Source organism: Streptacidiphilus carbonis, from assembly GCF_000787775.1.
Classification (GTDB): Bacteria; Actinomycetota; Actinomycetes; order Streptomycetales; family Streptomycetaceae; genus Streptacidiphilus; species Streptacidiphilus carbonis.
On the sequence record NZ_BBPM01000057.1, the window covers coordinates 19032 to 44510 of the forward strand.

Sequence of the window (25479 nt, forward strand, 5' to 3'; positions counted from 1 at the left end):
CGCTCATCGGACGCCGCTCATCGGACGAGGAGCGGGAGCTCCGAGGTGGAGATGACGTGCGGCAGCGGCAGGAAGGTCGGCGGCTTGTCCGGGTCCGTCCGCAGCAGCGGGAAGCGGTCCAGCAGGATGTCCGTAGCGATCCGGCCCTCCATCCGCGCCAGCGGCGCGCCGAGGCAGAAGTGGATGCCCCGGCCGAAGGCGATGTGCGGGTTGGGGTCGCGGTACGGGTCGAACAGCTGCGGGCGGTCGAACTGGCGCTCGTCCCGGTTGGCCGCCGAGAGCGAGATGGCCACCAGCTGCCCCGGGTGCACCGTGACGCCGGCCAGCTCGGTCCTGGCCACGCAGGCCTTGTAGGCCGTCGCGATCGGGCTCAGGTAGCGCAGCGACTCCTCGACCAGACCCGGCGTCAGGGCCGGGTCCGCGCGCACCGCGGCCAGGTGCTCCGGGTACGCGTCCAGGCACAGCAGCGTGTTCCCGAGCAGCGCGCTGGTGGTGGCGTGGCCGACGACGAGCAGCTCGTTGGCGAAGTTCACCACCGCGTTGTCGCTCAGCCGCTCCCCGTCGACCTCCGCCTCGACCAGCTTGGTCAGCAGGTCCTCGCGCGGCTTGACCCGGCGTTCGGCGGCGTGCTCGCGCAGGTAGGCGAACATCTCCGGGACCACGCGCATGGCGGCCTGGGCGTCCACGTCGTCGTCCAGGTCGTGGTCGCCCGAGGTGAGGGCGACCGCGCTGTGGGCCATCCGGTCCACCCAGCCCTTGAACAGGTCGCGGTCGCTCTTCGGCACCCCGAGCAGCTCGGAGATGACGATGATCGGCATCGGGTAGGAGAGGTCGTTCACCATCTCGATGCGGTCCTGGCCGGCCACCGCGTCCAGCAGCTCGTGGGTGATCTCGACCATCCGCGGCTCCAGGGCCGCGACCGTGCCCCGGGTGAACGCCTTGCTGATGATCTTGCGCAGCTTGGTGTGCTCCGGGGGGTCGGACTGCAGCAGGGTGCCGTCGCTGAACTCCGGGTCGATCTCCGCGTCGCCCACGATCAGCTCGGCGACGTCACTGGAGAACGTCCCCGGGTTGCCGAAGACCTCCAGCACCTCCTTGTACCCGTACACGTCGACGACGTCGTACTCGTTGACCTCGACCGGGTGCGCGGGCCTGCGCCCGCGCAGCCAGAAGAAGTCCGGGTTGATGCCCAGGCGGTCGGCGAGGGCCGCGGCCCTCTGCTCGTCCGTGCCGATGGCTGTGCCGGTCACTGTTCAGCTCCCTCGAGGTGGAGGTTGACGATGCGGGCGATCTCGGCCGCGGGACCGGCCTTCGGCAGGCCCATGTGGGTGGAGTCGATGTCGTACTCGTGGATCGCCCCGCTGATGTGCGGGGCCCAGACCGCGGCGTAGGAGTCGTCCGGGTTCTGCGTCGCGTTGAAGAACACCGCGTCGCCGTCGTAGACCGGCGAGTCGAACTCCAGCAGCATCTCCGAGTGCGCCTTGAAGAGCTGGCTGCCGTTCTCCACCAGCGCCTCGTGGTCCTCCTCCACCCCGGAGCCGATGAAGAACTCCTTGAAGAACTCGCGGACCTCCGGCATGTTCACCGGGTCCTCGATGTTCCGGAACCACCCGCTGGGCGGGCAGTCCATCAGGGCCAGCAGCGCCACCTCGTGCCCGCGCCGGCGCAGTTCGGCGGCGAGCGCGTGGGCGTAGGTGCCGCCGGTGGAGTGCCCGACGAAGTGGAACGGGCCGTCCGGCTGGACCGCCAGGATCTGCTCCAGGTAGTCGTCGAGCATCTCCTGGGTGGTCCCGGCCCGGCCGGTGCCGTCGAAGCCCCGGGCCTGGATGCCGTACACCGGGCGGTCGCCCAGCAGTTGGGCCAGGCCGACGTAGGACCAGCAGAGCCCGACCCCCGGGTGGACGAACCACAGCGGGGCCTTCGACCCCTCGGTCCGCATCGGCAGCACGGCCGCGAAGGGGTCGCTGAAGACCGGGGCCTGGCTGGCCTGCTGCTGCGACTCCAGGTACTCGGAGAGCTTCGCCACGGTGGTGGTGCGGAACATCACCCGGATCGGGATCTTGATGCCGAGCACCGCGCGGATCCGGCTGATCAGCCGGGTCACCCGCAGCGAGTGGCCGCCCAGGTCGAAGAAGTCGTCGTCGATGCCGACCTGCTCCAGTTCGAGCGCCTCGGCGAACAGCTCCGCGAGCTTGGCCTCCAGCGGGTTGCGCGGCGCGCGGTAGTCGGAGCCGGAGTACTCCGGGTCCGGCAGCGCGTTGCGGTCCAGCTTCCCGTTCGGGGTGAGCGGGAGCTGCTCCAGGGTGACGAAGGCCGCCGGGACCATGTGCTCCGGCAGGCGGCCGGACAGGTGCCCGCGCAGCTCCTCGACGGCCGGGGCCCCGTCCTGCGCCGGGATGACATAGGCGACCAACTGCTTCTCGCCGGCCCGGTTGTCCCGGGCGACCACCACGGCCTGGTCGACGCCCGGGTGGGCGGTCAGTGCGGCCTCGATCTCGCCGAGCTCGACCCGGAAGCCGCGGATCTTGATCTGGCTGTCCGCGCGGCCCAGGAACTCCAGCTCGCCGTCCGGGGTCCACACCACCAGGTCGCCGGTGCGGTACATCCGCTCGCCGGGGCCGCCGAACGGGCAGGCCACGAACCGCTGCCCGGTGAGCTCCGGGCGGCCCAGGTAGCCGCGGGTCAGGCCCGCGCCCGCGAGGTACAGCTCCCCGGCCACCCCCGGCAGGACCGGCCGCAGCGCGGTGTCCAGCACATAGGCCCTGGTGTTGCGGATGGGCCGGCCGATCGGCACCCGGCCGTCGGCGGTGAGCTCGCTCACCGTCACACCGACGGTGGTCTCCGTCGGGCCGTAGCCGTTGAACATCCGGCGCCCGGCCGACCAGGTGGCCACCAGCTCGGGCGAGGCCGCCTCACCGGCCACCATCAGCGACCGGACGGTGGACAGCGAGCCCGCCGGCAGCGCGGTGAGCACCGTCGGCGTCAGGATCGCGTGGGTCACCCGGTGGGCGTCGACGGTCTCGGCCAGCGGGAGTCCCGGGGCGAGCTGTTCGGCGTCCGCCATCACCAGCGCGCCCCCCGCGAACAGGGACATGCACATCTCGCCGACCGAGATGTCGAAGCTCGGCGAGGCGAACTGCAGCACCCGGCTGTCGGTGTCCACCCCCAGCCGCTCGGTGATCACCGCGACCACGTTGGCGAACCCGGTGTGGGTCACCGCCACCCCCTTCGGCCTGCCGGTGGAGCCAGAGGTGTAGATGACGTAGGCGGTGTTGGCCACCGAGAGCCGGCCGGACCGGTCGGCGTCGGCAGGCGCCGCGGGCGGTGCCTCGGCGACGGCGGCGGCGAACTCCGGGTCGTCCAGGCGCAGCACGGTGGCCGGCAGCTCGGGCAGCCGGGCCGCGGTGTCCTCGTCGACCAGGATCAGTCCCGCCGCCGAGTCCTCCACCATGTAGCTGAGCCGGTCGGCCGGGTACTTCGGGTCCAGCGGCAGGTACGCCCCGCCGGCCTTCATCACCGCGAGGACCGCGGCGCACCACTGCGGCGACCGCCGCAGCGCCACGCCGACGACCGTCTCCGGTCCGACCCCGCGCCCGATCAGTGCCCGCGCCAGCCGGTTGGCCCGCGCGTCCAGTTCGCCGTAGGTGACCGACTCGTCCTCGAAGACCACCGCGACCGCGTCCGGCGCCGCGGCGACCCGCTGCTCGAACAGCTGCGGGAGGGTGAGCGCCGGGGTCGGCACCTCCGTCCGGTTGAAGGCGGCCAGGACCTGGTCGCGCTCGTCCTGCCCCAGCACGTCCAGCGCGCCCACCGGGAGTTCCGGGTCGGCGGCCAGCTGGCGCAGCACCACCAGGACGCGGTCCGCGATCCGCTGCACCGACTCCTGGCTGATGGCCTGCCGCTGGTACTGCAGGATCATCCGCAGGTACGGCTCGGCGTCGGCCGCGAGGCCCACCAGGTAGGCGGCGCCCGCGGACGGGCGGATGCCGCTGAACGACAGGCCCGCGGCGGTGTTGGCCTCGCCGATGCCCTCCCGGTCCACCGGGAAGGACTGGAACAGCACGATGGTGTTGAACAGCTCCTTCAGGCCGGTGCCGCGCTGAATGCGGTGCAGCCCGAAGTGGTGGTGGTCCAGCAGCTTCGTCTGCCGGCGCTGCAGGTTGCGCAGCACGTCGGCGAGGGTGTCGCTGGGCGCGAACCGCGACCGGATCGGCAGCGAGTTCACGAACAGGCCCACCATCCGGTCGATCCCGGGGACCTCCGGGGTCCGGCCGGAGACGGTGGTGCCGAAGAGCACGTCCTGACGTCCGGTCAGCTGACCGATGATCACCGACCAGACGCCCTGGACCAGGGTGCTCATCGACACCCCGAGCTCGGCGGCGCGCTGCTTCAGCACCCGGGCCTCGTCCAGCGGCAGCGGGATGTCGACCTGGCCGACCCGGGCGTCGTCCTGGTCCTCCAGGACCTCGGTGGCGAGCATGGTCGGCTCGCTGACGCCGTCCATCTCCTCGGCCCAGGCCGCGGCGGCCGCCTCGTCGTCGCGCCGGGCCAGCCAGCGCAGGAACTCCCGGTACTCGGGCACCCGCTCCAGCAGGGCGCCGTCGCCCTCGGCCGCGTACAGCTGCGCGAGGTCGCGCACCAGCAGCGGGAACGACCAGCCGTCGAAGACCGCGTGATGGACCGTCAGGATCAGTTCCGAGCGGTCCGGGCCCAGCAGGGCCAGGCTGGCCCGCAGCATCGGGGGCCGGGCCGGGTCGAACAGGGTGTAGTGGTCGTCGGCGAGGATCCGCTCCAGCTCCGCCTCCCTCTCCGCGTCCCCGAGTTCGCGCAGGTCGGCCACCCGCCACGGCAGCTCCACCCGGTCCAGCACCAGCTGGGTCAGGTCGCCGTTGGCATCGGTGACGAACGCGGTGCGCAGGTTGGCGTACCGGTCCAGCAGCGCCTGCGCCGCCACCCGCATCCGGGCGGTGTCGATCTCGCCCTTGACGTGGAAGGCCACCTGCACGATGTGCGGGTCGAAGGCGTTCTCCTCCAGGCGCATGGTCTCGAAGAGCAGGCCGAACTGGAGCGGGGCCAGCGGCCAGATGTCGACCAGGCCCGGGTACTGCTGCTCCCAGCCCTCGATCTCGCTCTGCTGCATCCGCACCAGCGGCACGTCGGAGGGGGTCAGGCCGCCGGCGCCGGGCGCCGCCGCGTGGCGGGCCAGGCCCTCCAGCGCGGTGCCCCACAGGTCGGCCAGCTGCTGCACCTCGGAGCGGGACAGCAGACCGGTCGGGAAGGCGACCCTGGCGTTGAACCGGGGCCCCTCGGCGGTGTCGGTGACATAGGCGCTCACCTCCACCGACGCCAGCGCCGGCATGTCGGCGTCCAGCTCCGCGGCCAGTCCCAGGGCGTCCGCGGCCAGCGTCCAGCCGAGACCCCCGCGCTGCTCGGCCGGACCGCCCGCGGCCACCCGGCCCAGGTAGTTGAACGAGATCTGCGGCACCGGACGCCAGTCGAGCTCGGCGGCGGTGGACGGGTTGAGGTAGCGCAGCAGACCGTAGCCCACACCCTTGTCGGGGACGGCCAGCAGCTGCTCCTTCACCGCCTTGACCACGCCGCCCGCGGCGGCACCGCCCGCCAGCGCCTCCTCGACGTCGAACCCGTCGACGTCCAGCCGCACCGGGAACAGGCTGGTGAACCAGCCCACCGTGCGGGAGAGGTCGGCGCCGGGCACCACCTGCTCCTCACGGCCGTGGCCCTCCAGCTTGATCAGGGTCGAGGACGACCGGACGCCCCGGTCCGCGCGCCAGCGCGACACGGCGAGCGCGAGGCCGGCCAGCAGGCCGTCGTTGACGCCGCCGTGGAAGGCCGCGGGCACCGCAGTCAGCAGTCCCTCGGTCACCTCCTGGGACAGCTCCAGCGAGACCGAGTCCACGGTGGACATCACGTCCACGGCCGGGTCCAGCGCCCGGGCGCCGAGCAGCGGGTCGTCGCAGTCCAACAGCTCGGACCAGCGCGACAGCTCGCCGATGCGGTCGGCGTCCGACGCCTCGTCGAGCAGCGCGTGCGCCCAGCGCCGGGCCGAGGTGCCGGTGGCCGGCAGGCTCGGGGCGGCGCCCACCCGGATCTGCTCCCAGGCCGCCGCGAAGTCCGGGACCAGGATGCGCCAGGACACGCCGTCGACCACCAGGTGGTGCAGGACCACCAGCAGCCGGCCGGCGCCCCGCTCCGGGGCGAACCAGACGAACTGGGCCATCGTCCCGGCGGCCGGGTCGAGCCGGCCGGTGGCGGCGTCCAGTTCGGCCTTGGCCGACTCCAGCCACCGCGCGTCCCAGCTGCCGCCGCAGTCCACCCGCCGCAGCAGCGCGGCCGGGTCGACCGTGCCGGGAGCGCTGATCTCCAGGCTGCCGCCGTCCGCGCGGACCAGGCGCGAGCGCAGGACGTCGTGGTGGTCGAGCACCGCGGCGAGCACCGCGGTGAGGCCGGCCTCGTCGATCCCCTGCGGGAGGTCGAGCGCCGCGGACATCGAGAAGCGGTTGAAGCCTCCGCCGAGGTCGAGCATGTACCGGGCGATCGGGGGCAGCGGCATGGAGCCGGTGCCGCCGCCGTCGAGCTCGGCCAGGACGGGCTCCAGGCTCTGGCTGCCCGCGGCGGCGGCCAGTTCGGCCACCGTCCGCAGCTCGAAGATCTGCCGCGCGTTGACCACGACGCCGTGCGCCTTGGCGCGGGAGACGATCTGGATCGAGCGGATCGAGTCGCCGCCGATGGCGAAGAAGTCGTCGTCGGCGCCGACCTGGTCCACCCCGAGCACCTCGGAGTAGACCCCCGCGAGGACCTCCTCGGTCCGGCCCTGCGGGGCCCGGTAGGTCCCGCCGGTGAAGGCCGGAGCGGGCAGCGCGGCCCGGTCGAGCTTGCCGTTGGGGGCCAGCGGCAGCCGGTCCAGCGGCACCAGCACCGCGGGGACCATGAACTCGGGCAGCCGCGAGCTGATGAAGCGGCGCAGCTCCCGCATGCTGATCCCGGAGGTCATGTCGGCCTCGAACCGACCCTGGGCGTCGACCTCGCCGCCGGAGTCCGGGGCGCCGACGACATAGCCCACCAGCCGGGTGCCGCCGCCGGGGACCGGCTGACCGGTCACCACCGCCTGCTCCACGCCGGGGTGCGCGGTCAGCGCGGCCTCGACCTCGCCGGGCTCGATGCGGAACCCGCGGATCTTCAGCTGCTCGTCGTCGCGGCCCAGGTACTCCAGCTGCCCGTCGTCGTTCCAGCGGGCCAGGTCGCCGGTGCGGTACATCCGCGAGCCGGCCGCCCCGAACGGGTCGGCGACGAACCGCTCGGAGGTCAGCACCCCGCGGCCGTGGTAGCCGCGGGACACATTGCCCGCCACGTAGAGCTCGCCCACGGCGCCCACCGGCGCGGGCACCAGGCCCGCGCCCAGGACGTAGGCGCGCATGTTGCCCAGCGGCGCCCCGATCGGGGCGGTGTGCGCGCCGGTCCACCGGTCGTCCGCGGACAGCGCGAAGGTGCTGGCGTAGAAGCTCTCGGTCTGCCCGTAGGCGTTGACCACCCGGACTCCCGGGATCGCCTCGCGCACCCGCCGCACCAGGGCGTCGGGCAGCGCCTCGCCGGCGAACACCACGGCGTCCGCGGTGATCGTGCCGACCGTCTGGTCGAGCAGTTCGGCGAAGACCGAGGGCACCGTGCTGATCACGCCGCCGTCCCAGCCGCCGCGCTCCCCGATCACCAGCACGTCGCGCTCCAGCTCGACGGTGCCGCCCGCGGTCAGCGCGGTGAAGATCTCGAACACCGACACGTCGAAGTTGACCGAGGCGCCGGCCAGCACCCGGGTGCCGGACCCGATCCCCACCGACGCGGCCAGCCGCAGCACCCCGTTGACCACGTTGCCGTGGGTGACGGTGACGCCCTTGGGCAGCCCGGTCGAGCCGGAGGTGTACATCACGTAAGCGGCGTTGTCCGGCAGCAGCGGGGCCACCCGGTCCGCGGCGCCGAAGGACGAGCCGTCCGCGCCGCCGCCCAGGTCGAGGTCGCCGAGGTGCACCTGCGGGACCTCGGAACCGGCCAGCACGTGCGCGGTCTCCCCGTCCGTCAGCACCAGTTGGGGCCGCGCGTCGGAGAGGATGTGCTCCAGCCGCCGGCTCGGGTACCGCGGGTCGATCGGCAGGTAGGCGCCGCCGGCCTTCAGCACGCCGAGCAGGGCGACCAGCAGGTCCGCGGAGCGCGGCAGGGCGATCCCCACCACCGTCTCCGCCCCGACGCCGAGCCCGGCCAGCTCCCGCGCCAGCCGGTTGGCCCTGGTGTCCAGCTCCCGGTAGGTCAGCGACACCTCGCCGGACACCACCGCGAGCGCGTCCGGGGTGGCCTCGACCTGGCGCTCCACCAGCTCGGCGACGGTCACCCCGGGCGTCGCCGCCGCGGTGTCGTTGAAGGTGCGCAGGACCCGCTCCCGCTCGGCCGGCTCCATCAGCTCGACCGTGCCGACCCGGCGGTCCGGGTCGGCGGCCAGCAGGCCGACGACGCGCACGAAGCGGTCGGCGATCCGCTGGGCCGTCGCCCGGTCGAACAGGTCGGTGGCGTACTCGAGCTGGCCCATGACACCCATGCCGGGCAGGTCGGCCATGTTGAAGAACAGGTCGAACTTGGCGGTCTCGGTGCGGACCCGCTCGAACTCCACCTGCAGCCCCGGCAGTGAGAAGTCCTTCCGGGCGAAGTTCTGCCAGGCGAACATCACCTGGAACAGCGGTGAGTAGGCGGTGGACCGCGCCGGGTTCAGCACCTCCACCAGGCGCTCGAACGGCACGTCCTGGTTGTCGTAGGCGGCCAGCGACTTGCCGCGGACCTGGCCGAGCAGCTCGGCGAACGAGGGGTTGCCCGACAGGTCCGCCCGCAGCACCCAGGTGTTGACGAAGAAGCCCACCAGCTCGGTGAGCGCCTCGTCGGTGCGGTTGGCGATCGGCGAACCGATCGTCAGGTCGTCGCCGCCGCCGAGCGCGTGGAGCAGCACGGCCAGGGCGGACTGCAGCACCATCGACGAGGTCGCGCCGTGGCGCTGCGCCAGCCCGTCGATCGCGGCCACCACCTCGGGGGCGAGGGCGAACTCCACCGACTCGCCGCGGTGGGACGCCGCCGGCGGCCGGGGGCGGTCGGTCGGCAGCCGCAGCGGCTGCGGGACGGCCGCCAGCTCCTGGCGCCAGTAGCGCACCTGGGCGGCCTGCAGGCTGCCCTCGTCGCCCTCGTCGCCCAGCACCTCGCGCTGCCACAGCGTGTAGTCGGCGTACTGCACCGGAAGCTCGGCCCACCGCGGCGCCGCGCCGTCCCGGCGGGCGGTGTACGCGGTGGCGAGGTCACGGGCCAGCGGCGCCATCGAGGAGCCGTCGCTGGCGATGTGGTGGATCAGCAGCACCAGGACGTGCTCCTCGGCGCCGAGCCGCAGCAGGCTCACCCGCACCGGGATCTCCGAGGCGAGGTCGAACGGGTGCGCGGCGGCCTCGGCCATGGCGTCGGCCAGGCCCTCCGGCGCCACGTCCGCGACGCTGAAGTCCAGTTGCGCCTCGTCCGCCGGCAGCACCAGCTGCGACGGGACGCAGTCGGCGTCCTCGACGATCAGGGTGCGCAGGCTCTCGTGCCGTGCGACCACGTCGCGCAGCGCGGCCTCCAGCGCACCGCGGTCCAGCGCCCCGGTCAGCCGCAGCGGGAACGGCGCGTTGTAGGTGGACGACGGGCCCTCGAACCGGTCGATGAACCAGAGCCGGCGCTGCGCGAACGACAGCGGCAGCGACTCGGGCCGCTCGGCCGCCCGCCGCAGCGGTGCCCGCACCGGGGTTCCGGCGGCGAGGTGCCCGACCAGTTCGACGACGGTGGGGGCCTCGAACACCACCCGGATGGGGAGTTCGACGTCCAGGGCCGCGCGGATCCGGCTGACCAGCCTGGTGGCCAGCAGCGAGTGCCCGCCCAGGGCGAAGAAGTCGTCGTCGATGCCGACCCGGTCCAGGCCGAGCACCCCGGCGAACAGGCCGCACAGGGCCTCCTCCAGCGGGGTGCGCGGGGCCCGGCCGGTGGCGGCGCCGGCGAAGTCCGGCGCCGGAAGCGCCTTCTGGTCCAGCTTCCCGTTCGGGGTCAGCGGCACCTCGGCGATCGCCACCACCGTCGAGGGCACCAGGTGCTCCGGCAGCCGGTCCTTCAGGTAGCCGCGCAGGGCGCCGACCAGCGTGCCGATCCGGCCCGCCGCGGCGGGCTCGTTCGCCAGCACCCGGTCGGGCCGGCCCGAGGGCACGAAGGCCCCGGTGACGGCGCGGGCGGCGTCCAGCCCGGCCGGGAAGACGACCGCGTCGAAGCACTCGGCCGCTGCCGACCAGGTCAGCAGCGCGCCCCAGCCGCGCTCGGCGGCCCACTCGCGCAGGTCCTCGGGGTCGAGGGCCGGCCCGGAGGCGGCGGGTGCGGGGACCACCTCCATCGCGACGGCGGCCTCGACCTCCTCGGCGACCCGGGCGTTGGGGATGCGGGCGACCCGCACCGGGGCGTCGCCGTGCGCGCGGACCAGGTCCGCCAGCCCGACCAGGTCGTCGACCTGGGCGCCCCAGCGCAGGGTCGGGGCGTCGAGCACCGACAGCGCCGCCACCGGGGCCTTGTGCAGCACGATCTCGTAGCGGTGGCGGGTCAGCTCGTTGTGCGGGCGGCCGGCCTTCAGCCGGATCTCGACGCCGCCCGCGCCGTGCCGCTCGGCCCAGCGGGTGAACCACTCCGGGTCCAGGACCAGTTCCTTCTCCATCAGGATCGCCCGGGCCACCGCGGCCCGGCTCACCGACGGCGCGGCCTCGGGCCGCAGCGCCCGCTGGACGCCGGAGCGGAACAGCCGCAGCGTGGCGGCGTTGCGCACGTCGCCGACCAGGATCCGGCCGCCGGGGGCCAGCAGTTCCAGCGCGCCGGCCAGCACCCGGTCCAGGTACTCGGCGTCGGGGAAGTACTGGATGACGGAGTTGACCACCACCAGGTCGAAGTGCTCGCGCGGCAGGCCCGACACGTCGTCGGCGTTCTGGTGCCGCAGGTGCACCCGGTCGCCGAACCCGGCCTGCTCCACCTGGACCCGCAGCCGCTCGACCACCGGGCCCGACATGTCGGTGCCCCAGTACTCGGCCACGTCGCCGAGGGTCTGCGACATCAGCAGGCCGGTGCCGACGCCGAGTTCCAGCACCCGGCGCGGCGACCAGCGGGTGATCTGCTCCACCGCGGCGTCGCGCCACACGGCCATCTCGGCCAGGGCGATGGGCGCCCCGGCGGTGTAGCTGGAGTTCCAGCCGGTGAAGTCCTCGCCCCAGGCGGCGTCCGAGACGGCGTACAGGTCGTCGTAGATCTGCTCCCACTCGTCGACCTGCTCCTCGGCGCCGGTGGTGTCGGCGCTGCCGGCGTCCGCGGCGTCCACCTTCGGGACCACATAGCCGACCAGGCGCCGCTCGCCGGCGGCGTCCTCGTTCCAGGTGACCACGGCCTGCGCCACGCCGGGGTGGGCGACCAGGGCGGTCTCGACCTCGGCCGGCTCGATCCGGAAGCCGCGGATCTTCACCTGGGTGTCGGCCCGGCCCCGGAAGGCCAGGGTGCCGTCCGGCGCCCAGGCCACCACGTCGCCGGTGCGGTACATCCGCTCGCCGGGTCCGCCGAACGGGCAGGCCACGAACCGCTCCGAGGTCAGCGCCGCCCGGTGGGCGTACCCGCGGGCCAGGCCCGCGCCCGCGATGTACAGCTCGCCGGCCACGCCGATGGGCACCGGCCGCAGGCTCGCGTCCAGCACGTAGACCCGCATGTTGTCCATCGGGCGGCCGATCGGGACCGCCTCGCCGACCTCCTCGGGGGAGGCCATGGGGTGGCAGGTGGCGAAGGTCGTCGTCTCGGTCGGGCCGTAGCCGTCGACCACGGTCAGACCGGGGCAGGCCAGCATGGCGCGCGCCGCCGAGGCGGGGGAGACCACGTCGCCACCGGTCCAGACCTCGCGCACGCCGGCGAAGCACTCCGGGTTCTCGTCCGCGACCACCTTGAACAGGCCGGCGGTCAGCCACATCGCGGTGACCCGGTGCTCGGCGACCACGGCGGCCAGCGCGCCCGCGTCCAGCTTGCCCGCCGGGGCGACCACGGCGAGGCCGCCGCCCAGCAGCGGCGCCCACAGCTCGTAGGTGGAGGCGTCGAAGGACTGCGGCGAGTGCACCAGCACCCGCTCGTGGGCGCCGTTGCGGTACCTGCGGTCCGTCGCCAGGCCCACCACGGCCCGGTGGGTGACGCCGACGCCCTTGGGCAGCCCGGTCGAACCGGAGGTGTACATCACGTACACCAGCTGCTCCGGGTGCCACCGGCCGTCGTCCGGCAGCGGCTCCGCCGGGGCCGCGGCGACCGCGGACTCCGTGGCGGGGTCGTCCAGCACCAGGTAGCGGCAGTCGCCGGCGGGCAGGTCGGCGACGGTGCCGGAGTCGGTCAGCAGCAGGGCGGGACGGGCGTCGGCGAGCATGAAGCCGATGCGCTCGGCCGGGTAGTCCGGGTCCACCGGCAGGTAGCAGCCACCGGCCTTGAGCACCGCCAGCAGGGCGACGACCGACTCCGCCGACCGCGGCAGGGCCACGCCCACCACGGACTCGCGGCCCACGCCCTGCGCGGCGAGCACCCGGGCCAGCCGGTTCGCCCGGCGGTCCAGCTCGCGGTAGCGGAGGGTGCGGCCGCCGAAGACCACGGCGGGGGCGTCCGGGGTGGCGGCGGCCTGCTCCTCGAAGAGTCCGGGGACGCTCCGCCGCGGGGCCGGCACCGCCGTGTCGTTGAACCCGCTGAGCAGCCGGTCCCGCTCGGCCGGCTCCAGCACCGACACCGCGCCCACCGCCGTGTCCGGGTCGGTCACCAGCTGCTGCAGGATCCGCGCGAAGCGGGCGGCGATGCCCTGGATGGTGTCGGGGTCGAAGAGGTGGTGCTGGTACTGCAGCGCCACCCGCAGGTGCGGGTCGGCGAAGGCCATCACGACCAGCGGGTAGTGGGCGCCGCTGAGCGGGCTGATGCCGGTCACCGAGATGCCCGCGGCCGAGTTGGCCTCGGTGATGGCGACCCCGTCGATCGGGTACGACTCGAAGCCGACGAGGGTGTCGAACAGCACGTTGAGCCCGGTCGACCGGTGCAGGTCGAGCAGTCCCTGGTGGTGGTGGTCGAGCAGCGCGCTCTGCCGGTTCTGCAGGTCGGTGAGGAGGTCCCGCAGGGTGCCCGCGGGGCCGCAGTCCACCCGCACCGGGAGGGTGTTGATGAACAGTCCGACCATCGAGTCGACACCGGGCACCACCGGCGGGCGGCCGGAGACGGTGGCGCCGAACACCACGTCCTGACGCCCGGTCAGCCCGGCGAGCAGCAGCGCCCAGGTCCCCTGGACCAGGGTGTTGAGGGTGAGCCCGAGCTCGGCGGCGCGGCGGCCCAGGTCACGGGCGGCGTCCGCGCTCAGCGGGATGTCGATCTGGCCGATGCCGGCCGGGTCGGACCCGGAAGCGGCGTCGGCGGCGATCAGCGTGGGCGCCTCGATCCCGGCGAGCTCCCCGGCCCAGGCCCGCGCGGACTCCGCGCGGTCCTGCCCCGACAGCCAGACCAGGAAGTCGCGGTACCCGGAGGGCCGCGGCAGGGCCGACGCGTCGCCGGCCGAGCCGTACAGCCGCAGCAGGTCCTGCATCAGCAGCGGGACCGACCAGCCGTCGAAGAGCACGTGGTGGGCGGTGAAGACGAGCTCCCAGCGGTCCGGGGCCAGCATCACCAGGGACATCCGCACCAGCGGGGCCCTGGACAGGTCGAAGTGGGTGCCGTGGTCCTCGGCCAGGAACCGCCGGAGCGCCTCGTCGCGCCCCTCCTGGCCGAAGCCGCTGAGGTCCAGGTACTGCCAGGGGAGGTCGACGTGCTTCTGGACGACCTGCACCCGGTCCCCGGCCGCGTCGAACACGAAGGCGGCCCGCAGGTTGTCGTACCGGTCGAGCAGCGCCTGGCCGGCCGCCCGCATCCGGGCCGGGTCGACCGTGCCGGAGAGGTGGAAGACGAGCTGCATCTGGTAGGCGTCGAAGGTGGAGCCGGCCAGCATGGCGTGGAACAGCAGCCCGGACTGCATGGTGGTCAGCGGCCAGACGTCGGTGAGGCCGGGGTAGCGGTCCGCCCAGCCGTCCAGGTCGTGCTGGGACACCGGGACCAGCGGCACGTCCGAAGGGGTCAGTCCGCCGGCGCCGGGCGCGGCCGCGTGCCGGGCCAGGGCCTCCAGCGCGGAGGCCCACAGCGCGGCGAACTCCTCCACGTCCGCGGACGCGAGCAGGCCGGCCGGGAAGCCGATCCTGGCGGCCAGCTCCGGGCCCTGCTCGGTGTCGGTGACCAGCGCGGTCACGTCCAGCACCGAGAGCGCGGGCATCCGCGGGTTGAGGGCGGCGATCAGCTCGCCGGTGCCCTCGGAGCGGGTGAAGCCCAGGCCGCGCAGCTGCCCGGGCGCGTCGGCGGCGGAGAAGCGGCCCAGGTAGTTGAAGCCGATCTGGCCGGTCGGGTACCTGCGCAGCACCTCGGCGGTGCCGGGGTTGAGGTAGCGCAGCAGGCCGTAGCCGATGCCCTTGTCGGGCAGCGCGAGCAACTGCTCCTTGACCGCCTTGACGGCCGCGCCGGCGGCGGCGCCGCCGGCCAGGGCCTCGTCCAGGTCGACCCCGGCCAGGTCCAGGCGGACCGGGAACATGGTGGTGAACCAGCCGACGGTGCGGGAGAGGTCGGCGCCGGGGGCGATCTGCTCCTCGCGGCCGTGGCCCTCCAGGCGGACCAGCGCGGAGGACTCCTCGACGCCGCGGTCCCGGCGCCACTTGGCGACGGCCAGGGCCAGCGCGGCCAGCAGGCCGTCGTTGACACCGCCTCTGAACGCGGCGGGCAGGGTGGTCAGCAGGCTCTCGGTGACCGCGACCGGCAGCCGCAGCCAGGTGTGCTCGACGGTGGAGGCCGTGTCGACGGCCGGGTCCAGCTCGCGGCCGCCCAGCAGCGGGTCGGGGCCGGAGACCACCGAGCGCCAGAGCGGGAGTTCGGCGACCCGTTCGGGCGCCGACGCCTGCTCCACCAGGGCGTGCGCCCAGCGGCGGGCCGAGGTGGCGACCGCGGGCAGCTCCGGGGCACGGCCCTGGGCGATCTGCTCCCAGGCCGCGGCGAGGTCCGGCAGCAGGATGCGCCAGGAGACCCCGTCGACCACGAAGTGGTGCAGCACCACGACCAGGCGGCCGGCGCCGTGCGCGGCGTCGAACCAGACGAACTGGGCCATCGTGCCGGCCTCGGCGTCCAGCCGGCCGGTCGCCGCGTCCAGCTCGGCGGCGGCGGTGCGGTGCCACTGCTCGTCCCAGCTCCCGTCGCACTCGACCCGGCGCAGCAGCGCCGCGGTGTCGACCGAGCCGGCCGGGGCGACCAGCAGGCCGCCGTCGTCGGCGGTGACCAGCCGGGAGCGCAGGATGTCGTGGTGGTCCAGCACCGCGGCCAGGGTGGCGACCAGGCCCTCGCGGTCGATGCCCGCGGGCAGGTCGACCACCGCGGACATGGCGAACCGGTCCCGGCCCGCGCCGAGTTCACGCAGGTAGTGGCCGATCGGCAGGAGCGGCTGGGCACCGGTGCCGCCGCCCTCCAGCTCCGCCAGCACCGGGCCGGCGGCGGCCTCGCCGCCCACCGCGACGGTGGCCAGCTCGGCGACGGTCCGGTGCTCGAAGATCTGCCGCGGGGTGACCTCCACACCCTGGAGCCGGGCGCGGGAGACGACCTGGATGGAGCGGATGGAGTCGCCGCCGACGGTGAAGAAGTCGTCGTCGACGCCGACCCGGTCCAGGCCGAGCACCTCGGCGTAGACCGAGGCGAGGACCTCTTCCGCGGCGGTGGCCGGGGCCCGGTACTCGCCGACGCTGAGGTCGGGCTCGGGCAGGGCGGCCAGGTCCAGCTTGCCGTTGGGGGCCAGCGGCAGCCGGCCGAGCAGCGTGAACACCGAGGGGACCATGAACTCGGGCAGCCGGCCGACGGCGAAGCGGCGCAGCTCGCGCACCGACAGGCCGATGGTCAGGTCGACGTCGAGGTCGCCCAGGCTGCTCACGCTGCCGAGGCCGCTCTCGTCGGCCTCCACCGGGACGACGTAGCCGACCAGCTGCCGGCTGCCGCCGCGGCCCTCACGGACCGTCACCACGGCCTGGGCCACGCCGGGATGGGCGGTCAGGACCGACTCGACCTCGCCGGGCTCGATCCGGAAGCCGCGCACCTTCAGCTGCACGTCGTCGCGGCCCGCGTACTCCAGCTGCCCGTCGGCGTTCCAGCGGGCCAGGTCGCCGGTGCGGTACATCCGCGACCCGGCCGGCCCGAACGGGTCGGCGACGAAGCGGTCCGCGGTCAGGTCGGGGCGGCCGTGGTAGCCGCGGGCGACCTCGCCGGCCACGTACAGCTCGCCGGCCACGCCGACCGGGACCGGCAGCAGTCCCGCGCCCAGCACGTAGGCGCGGACGTTCCCCAGCGGGGAGCCGATCGGGGCGCTGCCGGCGCCGGTCCGGTCGTCGCCGGGCTCCAGCACGAAGGTGCTGGCGTAGAAGCTCTCGGTCTGCCCGTAGGCGTTGACCACCCGTACGCCGGGCAGGGCCTCGCGGACCCGGGCCACCAGGGACTCGGGCAGCGCCTCGCCCGCGAACACGACGGTGTCGACGCTGATCCGGCCGCGCACCTGGTCCAGCAGCTTCGCGAAGACGGAGGGAACGGTGCTGATCACGCCGCCGGTCCAACCGTCGCGTTCGCCGAGCACCAGGATGTCGCGCACCAGCTCGACCGTGCCGCCGGAGCACAGGGTGGCGAACAGCTCGAACACCGACACGTCGAAGTTGACCGAGGTGCCGGCCAGCACCCGGGTGCCGGCGCCCACGCCGATCGCGGACGCCAGTCCGAGGACGTCGTTCACCACGGTGGCGTGGGTGACCGCGACGCCCTTCGGGGTCCCGGTGGAACCGGAGGTGTACATCACGTAGGCGGTCCGGGCCGGCCGGGCCGCGGCGAGCGGCGCCGATCCGGCGCCGGCCTCGTCCAGGTACAGGTCCTCGTCCAGGTACAGGTGCGGGATCCCGGCGTCCGGGAGCACCCCCGCGGTCCGCGCGTCGGTCAGGACCAGCCGGGGCGAGGCCTCGGCGAGGATGACGTCCAGGCGCCGGCTCGGGTAGCGCGGGTCGATCGGCACATAGGCGCCGCCCGCCTTCAGCACCCCGAGCAGCCCGGTCACCAGCTCGACCGTGCGCGGCAGGGCGACGCCCACCAGGTCCTCGGGGCCCACCCCCCGCCCGGCCAGCACCCGCGCCAGCCGGGAGGACCGCTCGTCGAGCTCGCGGTAGGTCACCGACTCGCCGTCGCACTCCACCGCCACCGCGTCCGGGGTGGCCGCGGCCTGCCGCTCGAACAGCTGCGGGACCGTCAGCCCGGGCACCGGCGCCGCGGTGTCGTTGAACTCCCGGACGATGGTGTCCCGCTCCGCCGCGTCCAGCACCGGCGCCAGGGCGACCGGCCGGTCCGGGCGGGCCACCACCTCGCGCAGCACCCGCAGGTAGCGCGCGGTCACGGCCTCCGCCGTGGAGCGGTCGAACAGGTCGGTGGCGTACTCCAGGTAGCACTGCATGCCCGGACCGTCGGGGTCCGAGAAGTAGTTGAACTCCAGGTCGAACTTGGCGGTGGAGGTGGAGAGCAGCTCCAGTCGCGCCTGCTCCAGGCCCGGCAGGTCGAGGTCGATCCTGGAGTCGCTCTCCCAGGTGAACATCACCTGGAACATCGGATGGTAGGCCGTCGACCGCTCCGGGTTCAGGACCTCCACCAGGTGCTCGAACGGGGCGTCCTGGTTGTCGTAGGCCGCCAGCGCCTTCTGCCGCACCTGCTGCAGCACCTGGTCGAAGGTCGGGGTCGAGGACAGGTCGGTGCGCAGCACCCAGGTGTTGACGAAGAAGCCCACCAGGTCCGCGAGTTCGTCGTCGGTGCGGCCCGCGATCGTGGACCCGATGGCGATGTCCTGGCCGGCGCCCAGGTGCTGCAGCACGACCGCCAGGGCCGCCTGGAACACCATCGGGACCGACATGTCCCGCTCCCGGGCCATCCGCTCGGCGTCGGCCAGCAGCCCGGCGTCGATCGGGAAGCCCACCATGTCGCCGCGGTGGCTGGCCACCGGGGGGCGGGGGCGGTCCGTCGGCAGCCGCAGCGGCTGCGGCACCCCGTGCAGCTCGTCGCGCCAGTAGCCGACCTGGGCGGAGACCACACTGTCCGGGTCGTTCTCGTCGCCGAGCAGCTCCCGCTGCCACAGCGTGTAGTCGACGTACTGCACCGGCAGGTCGGGCCACTGCGGCGGCTCGCCCTGCACCCGGGCGGTGTACGCGGTGGCCAGGTCCCGCGACAGCGGCAGCATCGACTCGCCGTCACTGGCGATGTGGTGGACCAGCAGCACCAGGACGTGCTCCCGCGGTCCGGAGCGCAGCAGCGTCGCCCGCACCGGGATCTCCGCGGCCAGGTCGAACGCGTGCCGGGTCGCCTCCAGGACGGCGTCGTCCAGCGCGCCGGGCTCCACCTCCACCAGCGGGACGTCGAGCAGTGCCTCGTCCACCGGGAGCACCCGCTGCGAGGGCACGCCCTGGTCGTCCATCGCGATGAGGGTGCGCAGGCTCTCGTGCCGTGCCACGACGTCGCATACCGCCGACCGCAGCGCGTCCTGGTCCAGCTCACCGGTCAACCGCAGGAGGAACGGGACGTTGTACGTCGCCGAAGGGCCCTCGAACCGGTCGATGAACCACAGCCTGCGCTGTGCGAACGACAACGGGATCATTACTGTCCACTCCTGTCCATCTTGCGCAGTCGAGGCTGGCTCGACGTGCCTGCGTTTCTGACCGTGCTCGAAAGCTCTGAAATGAGGTGGGACTCGAAGACCGCCCGCAGCGGCACGTTCACGCCGAGCACCTTGCGGATCCGGCTGGTCAGCCGGGTCGCCAGCAGGGAGTTGCCGCCGAGTTCGAAGAAGTCGTCGTCCAGGCCGACCCGCTCCACCCCGAGCACCTCGGCCAGCAGCTCGCAGAGGATCACCTCCTGCGGGGTGCGCGGCGCCCGGTAGGCACGGCCGACCGACTCCGGCTCGGGCAGCGCCGAGCGGTCCGGACTGCCGTCCGGCCGCAGCGGCAGCCGGTCCAGCACGGTGAACACCGAGGGCACCATGGGCCCCGGCAGCTGCCGTGCGAGGAAGCCGCGCAGCTCGTCGGGGCGGGTGTCGGGGCCGGTGTCGGGACCGGACGGCTCGGCGGGCACCAGGTAGCCCGCCAGCTGCGCGGTCCCGCCGGGCCCGCGGCCGGGGAGGGCGGCCACGGCCGCCCCGGCCACCCCGGGGTACCCGGCCAGGACCGCCTCGACCGCGGCCGGGTCGAACCGCATGCCGCGGACCGTCACGTCCGTGCCGCCGCTGCCCAGTTGCTCGATCCGGCCGTCGGCGCCCCAGCGGACCAGGTCCCCGGTGCGGACCATCCGCGACCCCGGGGGACCGAAGGGGTCGGCGACGAAGCGCGCCGCGGTGCGGCCGCCGTCGCCCCAGTAGCCGCGGGCCGACGTGCTGCCCGCGACGTACAGCTCACCGACCGCGCCGGGCGGCACCGGGGTGAGCGCCGTGCCGAGGACGTACACCCGGGTGTTCGGCAGTGGGGCCCCCAGCGCCAGGCCGCCGTCGTCCGCCGGACCGGTGCCGTCCGGCACGGTGGACGCCGTGGCGAAGCCGGTCTCGGCCGGGCCGTGCAGGGTGACCAGGCGCGTCCCGGGGACGGCCGCCCGGATCCGCCGCGCCAGCGCGGCCGGGAGCGGCTCCCCGGTGAACACCAGGGCGTCCGCGCGGACCTTCCCGGTCCCCCGGTCGAGCAGTTCGGCGACGGCCGAGGCGGTGGTGCCGACCACTCCGCCGGCCTGTCCGGCGGTCTCCCCGGTGACGTCCCCGTCGAGGGGGTCGCCGGCCGTCCGGACGCCGCCGCCCGAGCACAGTGCGGCGAAGGTCTCCAGGCAATCCACCCAGGCGTCGGTCCCGGCCCCCGCCAGGGCGGGGGTGCCGGGGGCGGCGGACAGCAGCTCGGCCAGTCCCGGCAGCCGGTCGGCCGCGGCGCGGTGGCTGACCGCCACGCCCTCCGAGCCGCCGCCGTAGCCGCCGCCCGGGTAGGCGAGGAAGGCGAGGCCCTCCGGCCGCGGCGCCGCCGCCCGGTCCGTGCCGCCGGGGCGGTCCGCCTCCGCCGCGAGCCGGTCGGGCGTCAGCACGGGGACGCCGCGGTCCGGCAGGGCCGCCGCGGTCCCCGGGCCGGTGAGCACGAGCAGCGGCCGCGCGTCCCGCAGGACCCGTTCCAGCCCCGGGGCCGGATGCCCCGGGTCGACCGGTACGCAGCAGCCGCCGGCCTTCAGCACCGCGAGCAGCGCGACCACCCGGTCCGCGGACCGGGGCAGTGCCACGACCACCGGTGTCTCGGGGCCGACGCCGCGCCGGACCAGGCCCAGGGCCAGCCGCTCGGCCCGCTCGTCGAGCTGACGGTAGCTCAGCCGCACGCCGTCGTCCGACACCACGGCCACCGCGTCCGGCTCGGCGGCGGCCCGCCGCTCGAACAGGCCGGTCACCGTCGCCTCGGCGGCGTCCGCCGACGGCCCCTCGAACGTCCGTAGCAGCAGGTCCCGTTCCGCCGGCTCCAGCACCTCCACCGCGCCCGCACGGCGGCCGGTGTCCGCGGCGAGCTGCCGCAGCACCAGGCCGAAGCGTTCGGCGACGGCCTCCGCCGCGGCGGGGGCGAGGACGGTCCGCCGGTACTGCACGATCAGCCGCATGCGGTCGGGCTCGATGAAGACCAGCACGCTGACCGGGTAGTGGCTGGCGGTGAAGGAGCGGATGCCGGTGATCGAGATCCCGGCCTCCCGGCTCGCCTCGACTATGCCGGCGCGGTCCATCGGGAAGGACTCGAAGCCGATGATGGTGTCGAAGAGGGCGTCCAGCCCGGTCGCCGCCTGGATGTCGCCCAGGCCGTAGTGGTGGTGGTCCTTGAGCGCGCCCTGCCGGTCCTGCAGCCCGGTCAGCAGCTCGGCGAGGGTCTCCCCGTGGGTGTACCGCACCCGGACCGGCAGGCTGTTGAGGAACATGCCGACCATGGAGTCGACACCGGGGACGGCGGGCGGCCTGCCCGCGACGGTGGAGGCGAACACCACGTCCTGACGGCCGGTGAGCCGGCCCAGCAGCACCGCCCAGGCCCCCTGCACCACGGTGTTCAGGGTGACCCCCAGCCCGCTCGCGGTCCGGAACAGCTCACGGGCGGTCCCGGGGGACAGCGGGACCTCGGCCTGGCTCATCACCGCGCCGTCGTCCGCGACCGCCCCGGCGTCGTCCGCGGCCTCCCCGGCCGCCCCCGCCGGCGGAGCGGCCAGGGCCGGGCGGAGCAGCGTCGGCCGGTCCACCCCGCCGAGCTCCTCGCGCCAGACCCGGGCGGACTCCTCCGGGTCCTGCCGGGAGAGCCAGGCCAGGAACTCCCGGTACTCCGGGGGACGCGGCAGCGCCGGGGCGCCCCCGTCCGCGCCGTAGAACCGCAGCAGGTCCTGCATCAGCAGCGGTACCGACCAGCCGTCGAACAGCACATGATGGGCCGTCAGCACGAGCTCGTACGCCTCCGGGCCCATCCGCAGCAGGGACATCCGCAGCAGCGGCGGCCGGAGCCGGTCGAAGTGGGCGGCCAGGTCCTCGGCCAGGAAGCGCTCGAAGGCCGTGTCGCGCTCGGCGTCGCCGAGGCCGCCCAGGTCGAGGTAGTGCCAGGGCATCCGCAGGTCCTCCAGCACCAGCTGGACCAGGGCCCCCTCGGCGTCGTACACGAACGCGGTCCGCAGGCTGGGGTGCCGGTCCAGCACCCGCTGCGCCGCGGTCCGCAGCCGGTCCGGGTCCACCGGACCGGCGAGGCGCAGCGCGTACTGCACCTGGTAGGCGTCGAACGAGGCCTCGTCCAGGGTGGAGTGGAACAGCAGGCCGGACTGCAGCGGGGTGGTGGGCCAGATGTCGCTGAGCGTGGGGAAACGTTTCTGCCATGCGTCGATCTCGCTCTGGCGGACCGACACCAGCGGTACGTCAGACGGGGTGAGGCCGCCCGCGCCGGGGTCGGCCGCATGCCGGGCGAGGCCCTCGACCGCGGTGGCCCACAGGTCCGCCAGCTCCCGCACCTCCTCCGCGGAGAGCACCCCCTCGGGGGCGCTGAACCGGGCGTTCAGCCGGGGGCCCGCCGGGGTGTCGGAGACCGTGGCGTTGATGTCCAGATGGGCCGGCGCGGGCATCCGCGGGTCCTGGGCGGCGTCCAGCTCGGCCAGCTCCGGCATCGCCGCCGCCTCGGGGGCCTGGGTGAAGCCCAGCCCCCGCAGCTCCTCCGGCATGTCCGCCGCGGCGGAGAAGCGGCCCAGGTAGTTGAAGCCGACCTGCCCGATCGGGTACTGCTCCAGCACCGCGGCGGTGTTCGGGTTCAGATGCCGCAGCAGTCCGTAGCCGACGCCCTTGTCCGGAACGGCCCGCAGATGCTCCTTGACCCGCTTGACGGCCTCGCCCGCGGCCGGTCCGCCGCCGAAGGCGTCGTCCAGGTCCACCCCGGTGAGGTCGAGGCGCACCGGGAACGCGCTGGTGAACCAGCCCACGGTGCGGGACAGGTCGGCGCCGGGCGCGGCGCCCTCCTCCCGTCCGTGGCCCTCCAGCCGGACCAGCGCGGCGGCCTCGTCGACGCCGCGGCGGCGCCGCCAGCGCGCCAGCGCCAGGGCCAGCCCGGCCAGCAGCCCGTCGTTGACCCCGCCCCGGTACGCGGCCGGCAGCCGGGTCAGCAGGGCCTCGGTGACCTGCGCCGACAGCCGGACGTCCGCTGCGCGCACGGTGGACCGCACGTCCACGGCGGGGTCCAGCGGCCGCGCCCCGAGCAGCGGGTCGTCGTGTTCGACGATCGACTCCCACAGGTCCAGCTCCGCGACCCGCGAGGGCCGGGACGCCTCGTCCACCAGTGCGTGCGCCCAGCGCCGCACCGAGGTGGCGACCGGAGCCAGCTCCGGCTCCTTGCCCGCCCTGACCTGGCGCCAGGCGTCGGCCAGGTCGGGCATCAGTACCCGCCAGGAGACCCCGTCCACGACCAGGTGGTGCAGTACGACCAGCAGCCGCCCGGCCCCGCCGGGACCGGCCGCGTGGAACCGGACGAACCCGGCCATGACGCCCGCGGCCGGGTCCAGCCGCCGCGCCGCCTGCTCCAACTCGTCCAGCAGCAGGGCGCGCCAGGACTCCGCGGCCGCCGAGCCGGGCTCCGCGTCCCAGCCCCCGGCGCACTCGACGTGGCGGAGCAGCGGTTCCACGGCCACCGACCCCGGAGCGCCGACCACCATGCCCTCGTCGCCGGGCAGCAGGCGCGAGCGCAGCAGGTCGTGGTGATCCAGGACCGCCGCGAGGGCGCCGGCCAGGCCGGGCCCGGTGATGTCCGCGGGCAGCTCCAGCACCATCGCCTGCAGGAACCGGTCGAATCCCGGCCCCCAGTCCTTGATCCAGCGTGCCACCGGCAGCAGCGGCAGCCATCCGGTGCCGCCGCCGTCCAGCTCCTCCAGCACCGGCGCGGCCCCGGCGCCCGGCTCGCGGCCGGCCGCCGCCTCGGCGATCCCGGCGACGGTCCGGTGCTTGAAGATCTCCCGGTCGCTGACCACCACGCCCTGCGTCCGCGCCCAGGAGGCGATCTGCAGGGACTTGATGCTGTCGCCGCCCAGGACGAAGAAGTCGTCGTCGATGCCGACCCGGTCCAGCCCGAGCGTCTCCGCGAACAGGCCGGCCAGCAGCTCCTCCTGTGGGGTGCGCGGCGCCCGGTAGGCCGCGCCCCTGGACGCGGGCTCCGGCAGGGCGGCCTTGTCCAGCTTGCCGTTCGGAGTCAGCGGCAGCCGGTCCAGCAGCACGAACGCCGCGGGGACCATGGACTCCGGCAGGTGCCGGGCGGCGAAGGAGCGCAGCTCGGCGACGGCGAAGCCGGAGTCGAGCGCGATGCTGCCGTAGGCGGTCCCCTGCCCCCCGCCCGCCGCGCGGCCGGCGGTCTCCTGGACGGCCGGGACCACATAGGCCACCAGCTGCTTGCCGGTGCGGCCGTCGCGCACGACCACCGCCGCGTCCGCCACGCCGGGATGGCCGCTCAGGACGGCCTCGATCTCCAGGGGTTCGATCCGGATGCCGCCGATCTTGACCTGGGTGTCCGCGCGCCCGTGGAAGACCAGGTCGCCGCCGGGCGCGGCGGCCACCAGGTCGCCGGTGCGGTACATCAGGCCGCCGGGGGCGTCGAACGGGCAGGCCACGAACCGCTGCGCGGTCAGGTCCGGGCGGCCCAGGTAGCCGCGGGCCAGCGAGGCGCCGGCGACGTAGAGCTCGCCGGTCACCCCGGCCGGGGCCGGGCGGAGCCGGTCGTCCAGCACGTACACCCGGGTGTCGGTGATCGACCGGCCGATCGGCGGGGTGCCGCCGTCGGCGGTCAGCGGTGCGCTCATGGTGGCGCACACGGTGGTCTCCGTCGGCCCGTAGGCGTTGATCATCCGCCGCCCGGTCGACCAGAGCGACACCAGTTCGGGCGTGGTGGCGTCGCCGGCGACCACCAGCACCTGCACGCTCGACAGTGCGCCGGGCGCGACGGTGGCCAGCACCGGCGGCGGCAGGGTGACGTGGGTGACCCCGTGCTCGGCGATGGTCGCGGCCACCGGCTCCCCGGGGGCCAGCTGCTCCTTGCCGGCCAGCACCAGGGTGGCCCCGGACAGCAGGCCCATGCACATCTCCCACACCGAGGCGTCGAAGCTCGGCGAGGCGAACTGCAGCACGCGGCTGCCCGCGGTCACCTTCAGCCGGTCGATGTGGGTGTCGAGGAGGGCGGCCAGTCCGCGGTGCGTGACCACGACTCCCTTGGGCCTTCCGGTGGACCCCGAGGTGTAGATCACGTAGGCGGCCCCGGCCGGGTGGCCCGGTCGGGTCGGGTCCGTCCCGGTGAGCGGGGTGTCGGCGTGCCCGGCCGCCCCGGCGGCGGTCCCGGGGCTGTCCAGCAGCACCACCGGGCAGGGCAGCAGCGGTAGTTGCGCGTCGGTCTCCGCGTCCGCCAGGACCAGGCGGGCGCCGGAGTCCTCGACCATGTACAGCAGCCGGTCGGCCGGGTGGGCGGCGTCCATCGGCAGGTACGCGCCGCCGGCCTTCAGTACCGCCAGGACCGCCACCCACAGCTCGGGCGACCGCCGCAGGGCCACGCCCACCACCGATTCGGGCCCCACGCCGCGCTCCACCAGGAGCCGGGCCAGCCGGTTGGCCCGCGCGTCCAGTTCCCCGTAGGTCAGCGACTCCTCGCGGAACACCAGTGCCACAGCGTCCGGTGCCGCGACGACCTGTTGCTCGAAGAGCCCAGGAATTGTCGCCGCCGGTATCCCTGTGTCATGGAACGAGCACAAAGCGACCAT

At 74.5% G+C, this 25479-nt stretch carries 3 protein-coding genes; all 3 read right to left on the bottom strand.

Going from position 1 to position 25479, the window contains the following annotated elements; translation table 11 throughout:
• Nucleotides 1-17: 17 nt before the first annotated feature.
• Genes TR46_RS30750 through TR46_RS30765 form a run of 3 tightly spaced genes read right to left on the bottom strand, consistent with a single transcriptional unit; the run spans nt 18 to nt 25479 of the window.
• Nucleotides 18-1250, bottom strand: coding sequence for a cytochrome P450 (locus TR46_RS30750; RefSeq protein WP_236655589.1), 1233 nt, complete (start codon nt 1248-1250; stop codon nt 18-20).
• A complete protein-coding gene (locus TR46_RS38425; RefSeq protein ID WP_052433231.1) occupies nt 1247-18826 on the bottom strand; it encodes a non-ribosomal peptide synthetase in 17580 nt (5859 codons plus the stop codon). Before TR46_RS38425 ends, TR46_RS30750 begins: the two co-directional genes overlap by 4 nt.
• On the bottom strand, nt 18826-25479 hold the full coding sequence (locus TR46_RS30765; protein ID WP_084719084.1) for a non-ribosomal peptide synthetase: 6654 nt from the start codon (nt 25477-25479) through the stop codon (nt 18826-18828). Before TR46_RS30765 ends, TR46_RS38425 begins: the two co-directional genes overlap by 1 nt.

Coding starts and splice junctions, on each gene's coding strand:
- TR46_RS38425 (WP_052433231.1), bottom strand. CDS start 18,826: ATGATCCCGTTGTCGTTCGCACAGCGCAGGCTGTGGTTCATCGACCGG.
- TR46_RS30765 (WP_084719084.1), bottom strand. CDS start 25,479: ATGGTCGCTTTGTGCTCGTTCCATGACACAGGGATACCGGCGGCGACA.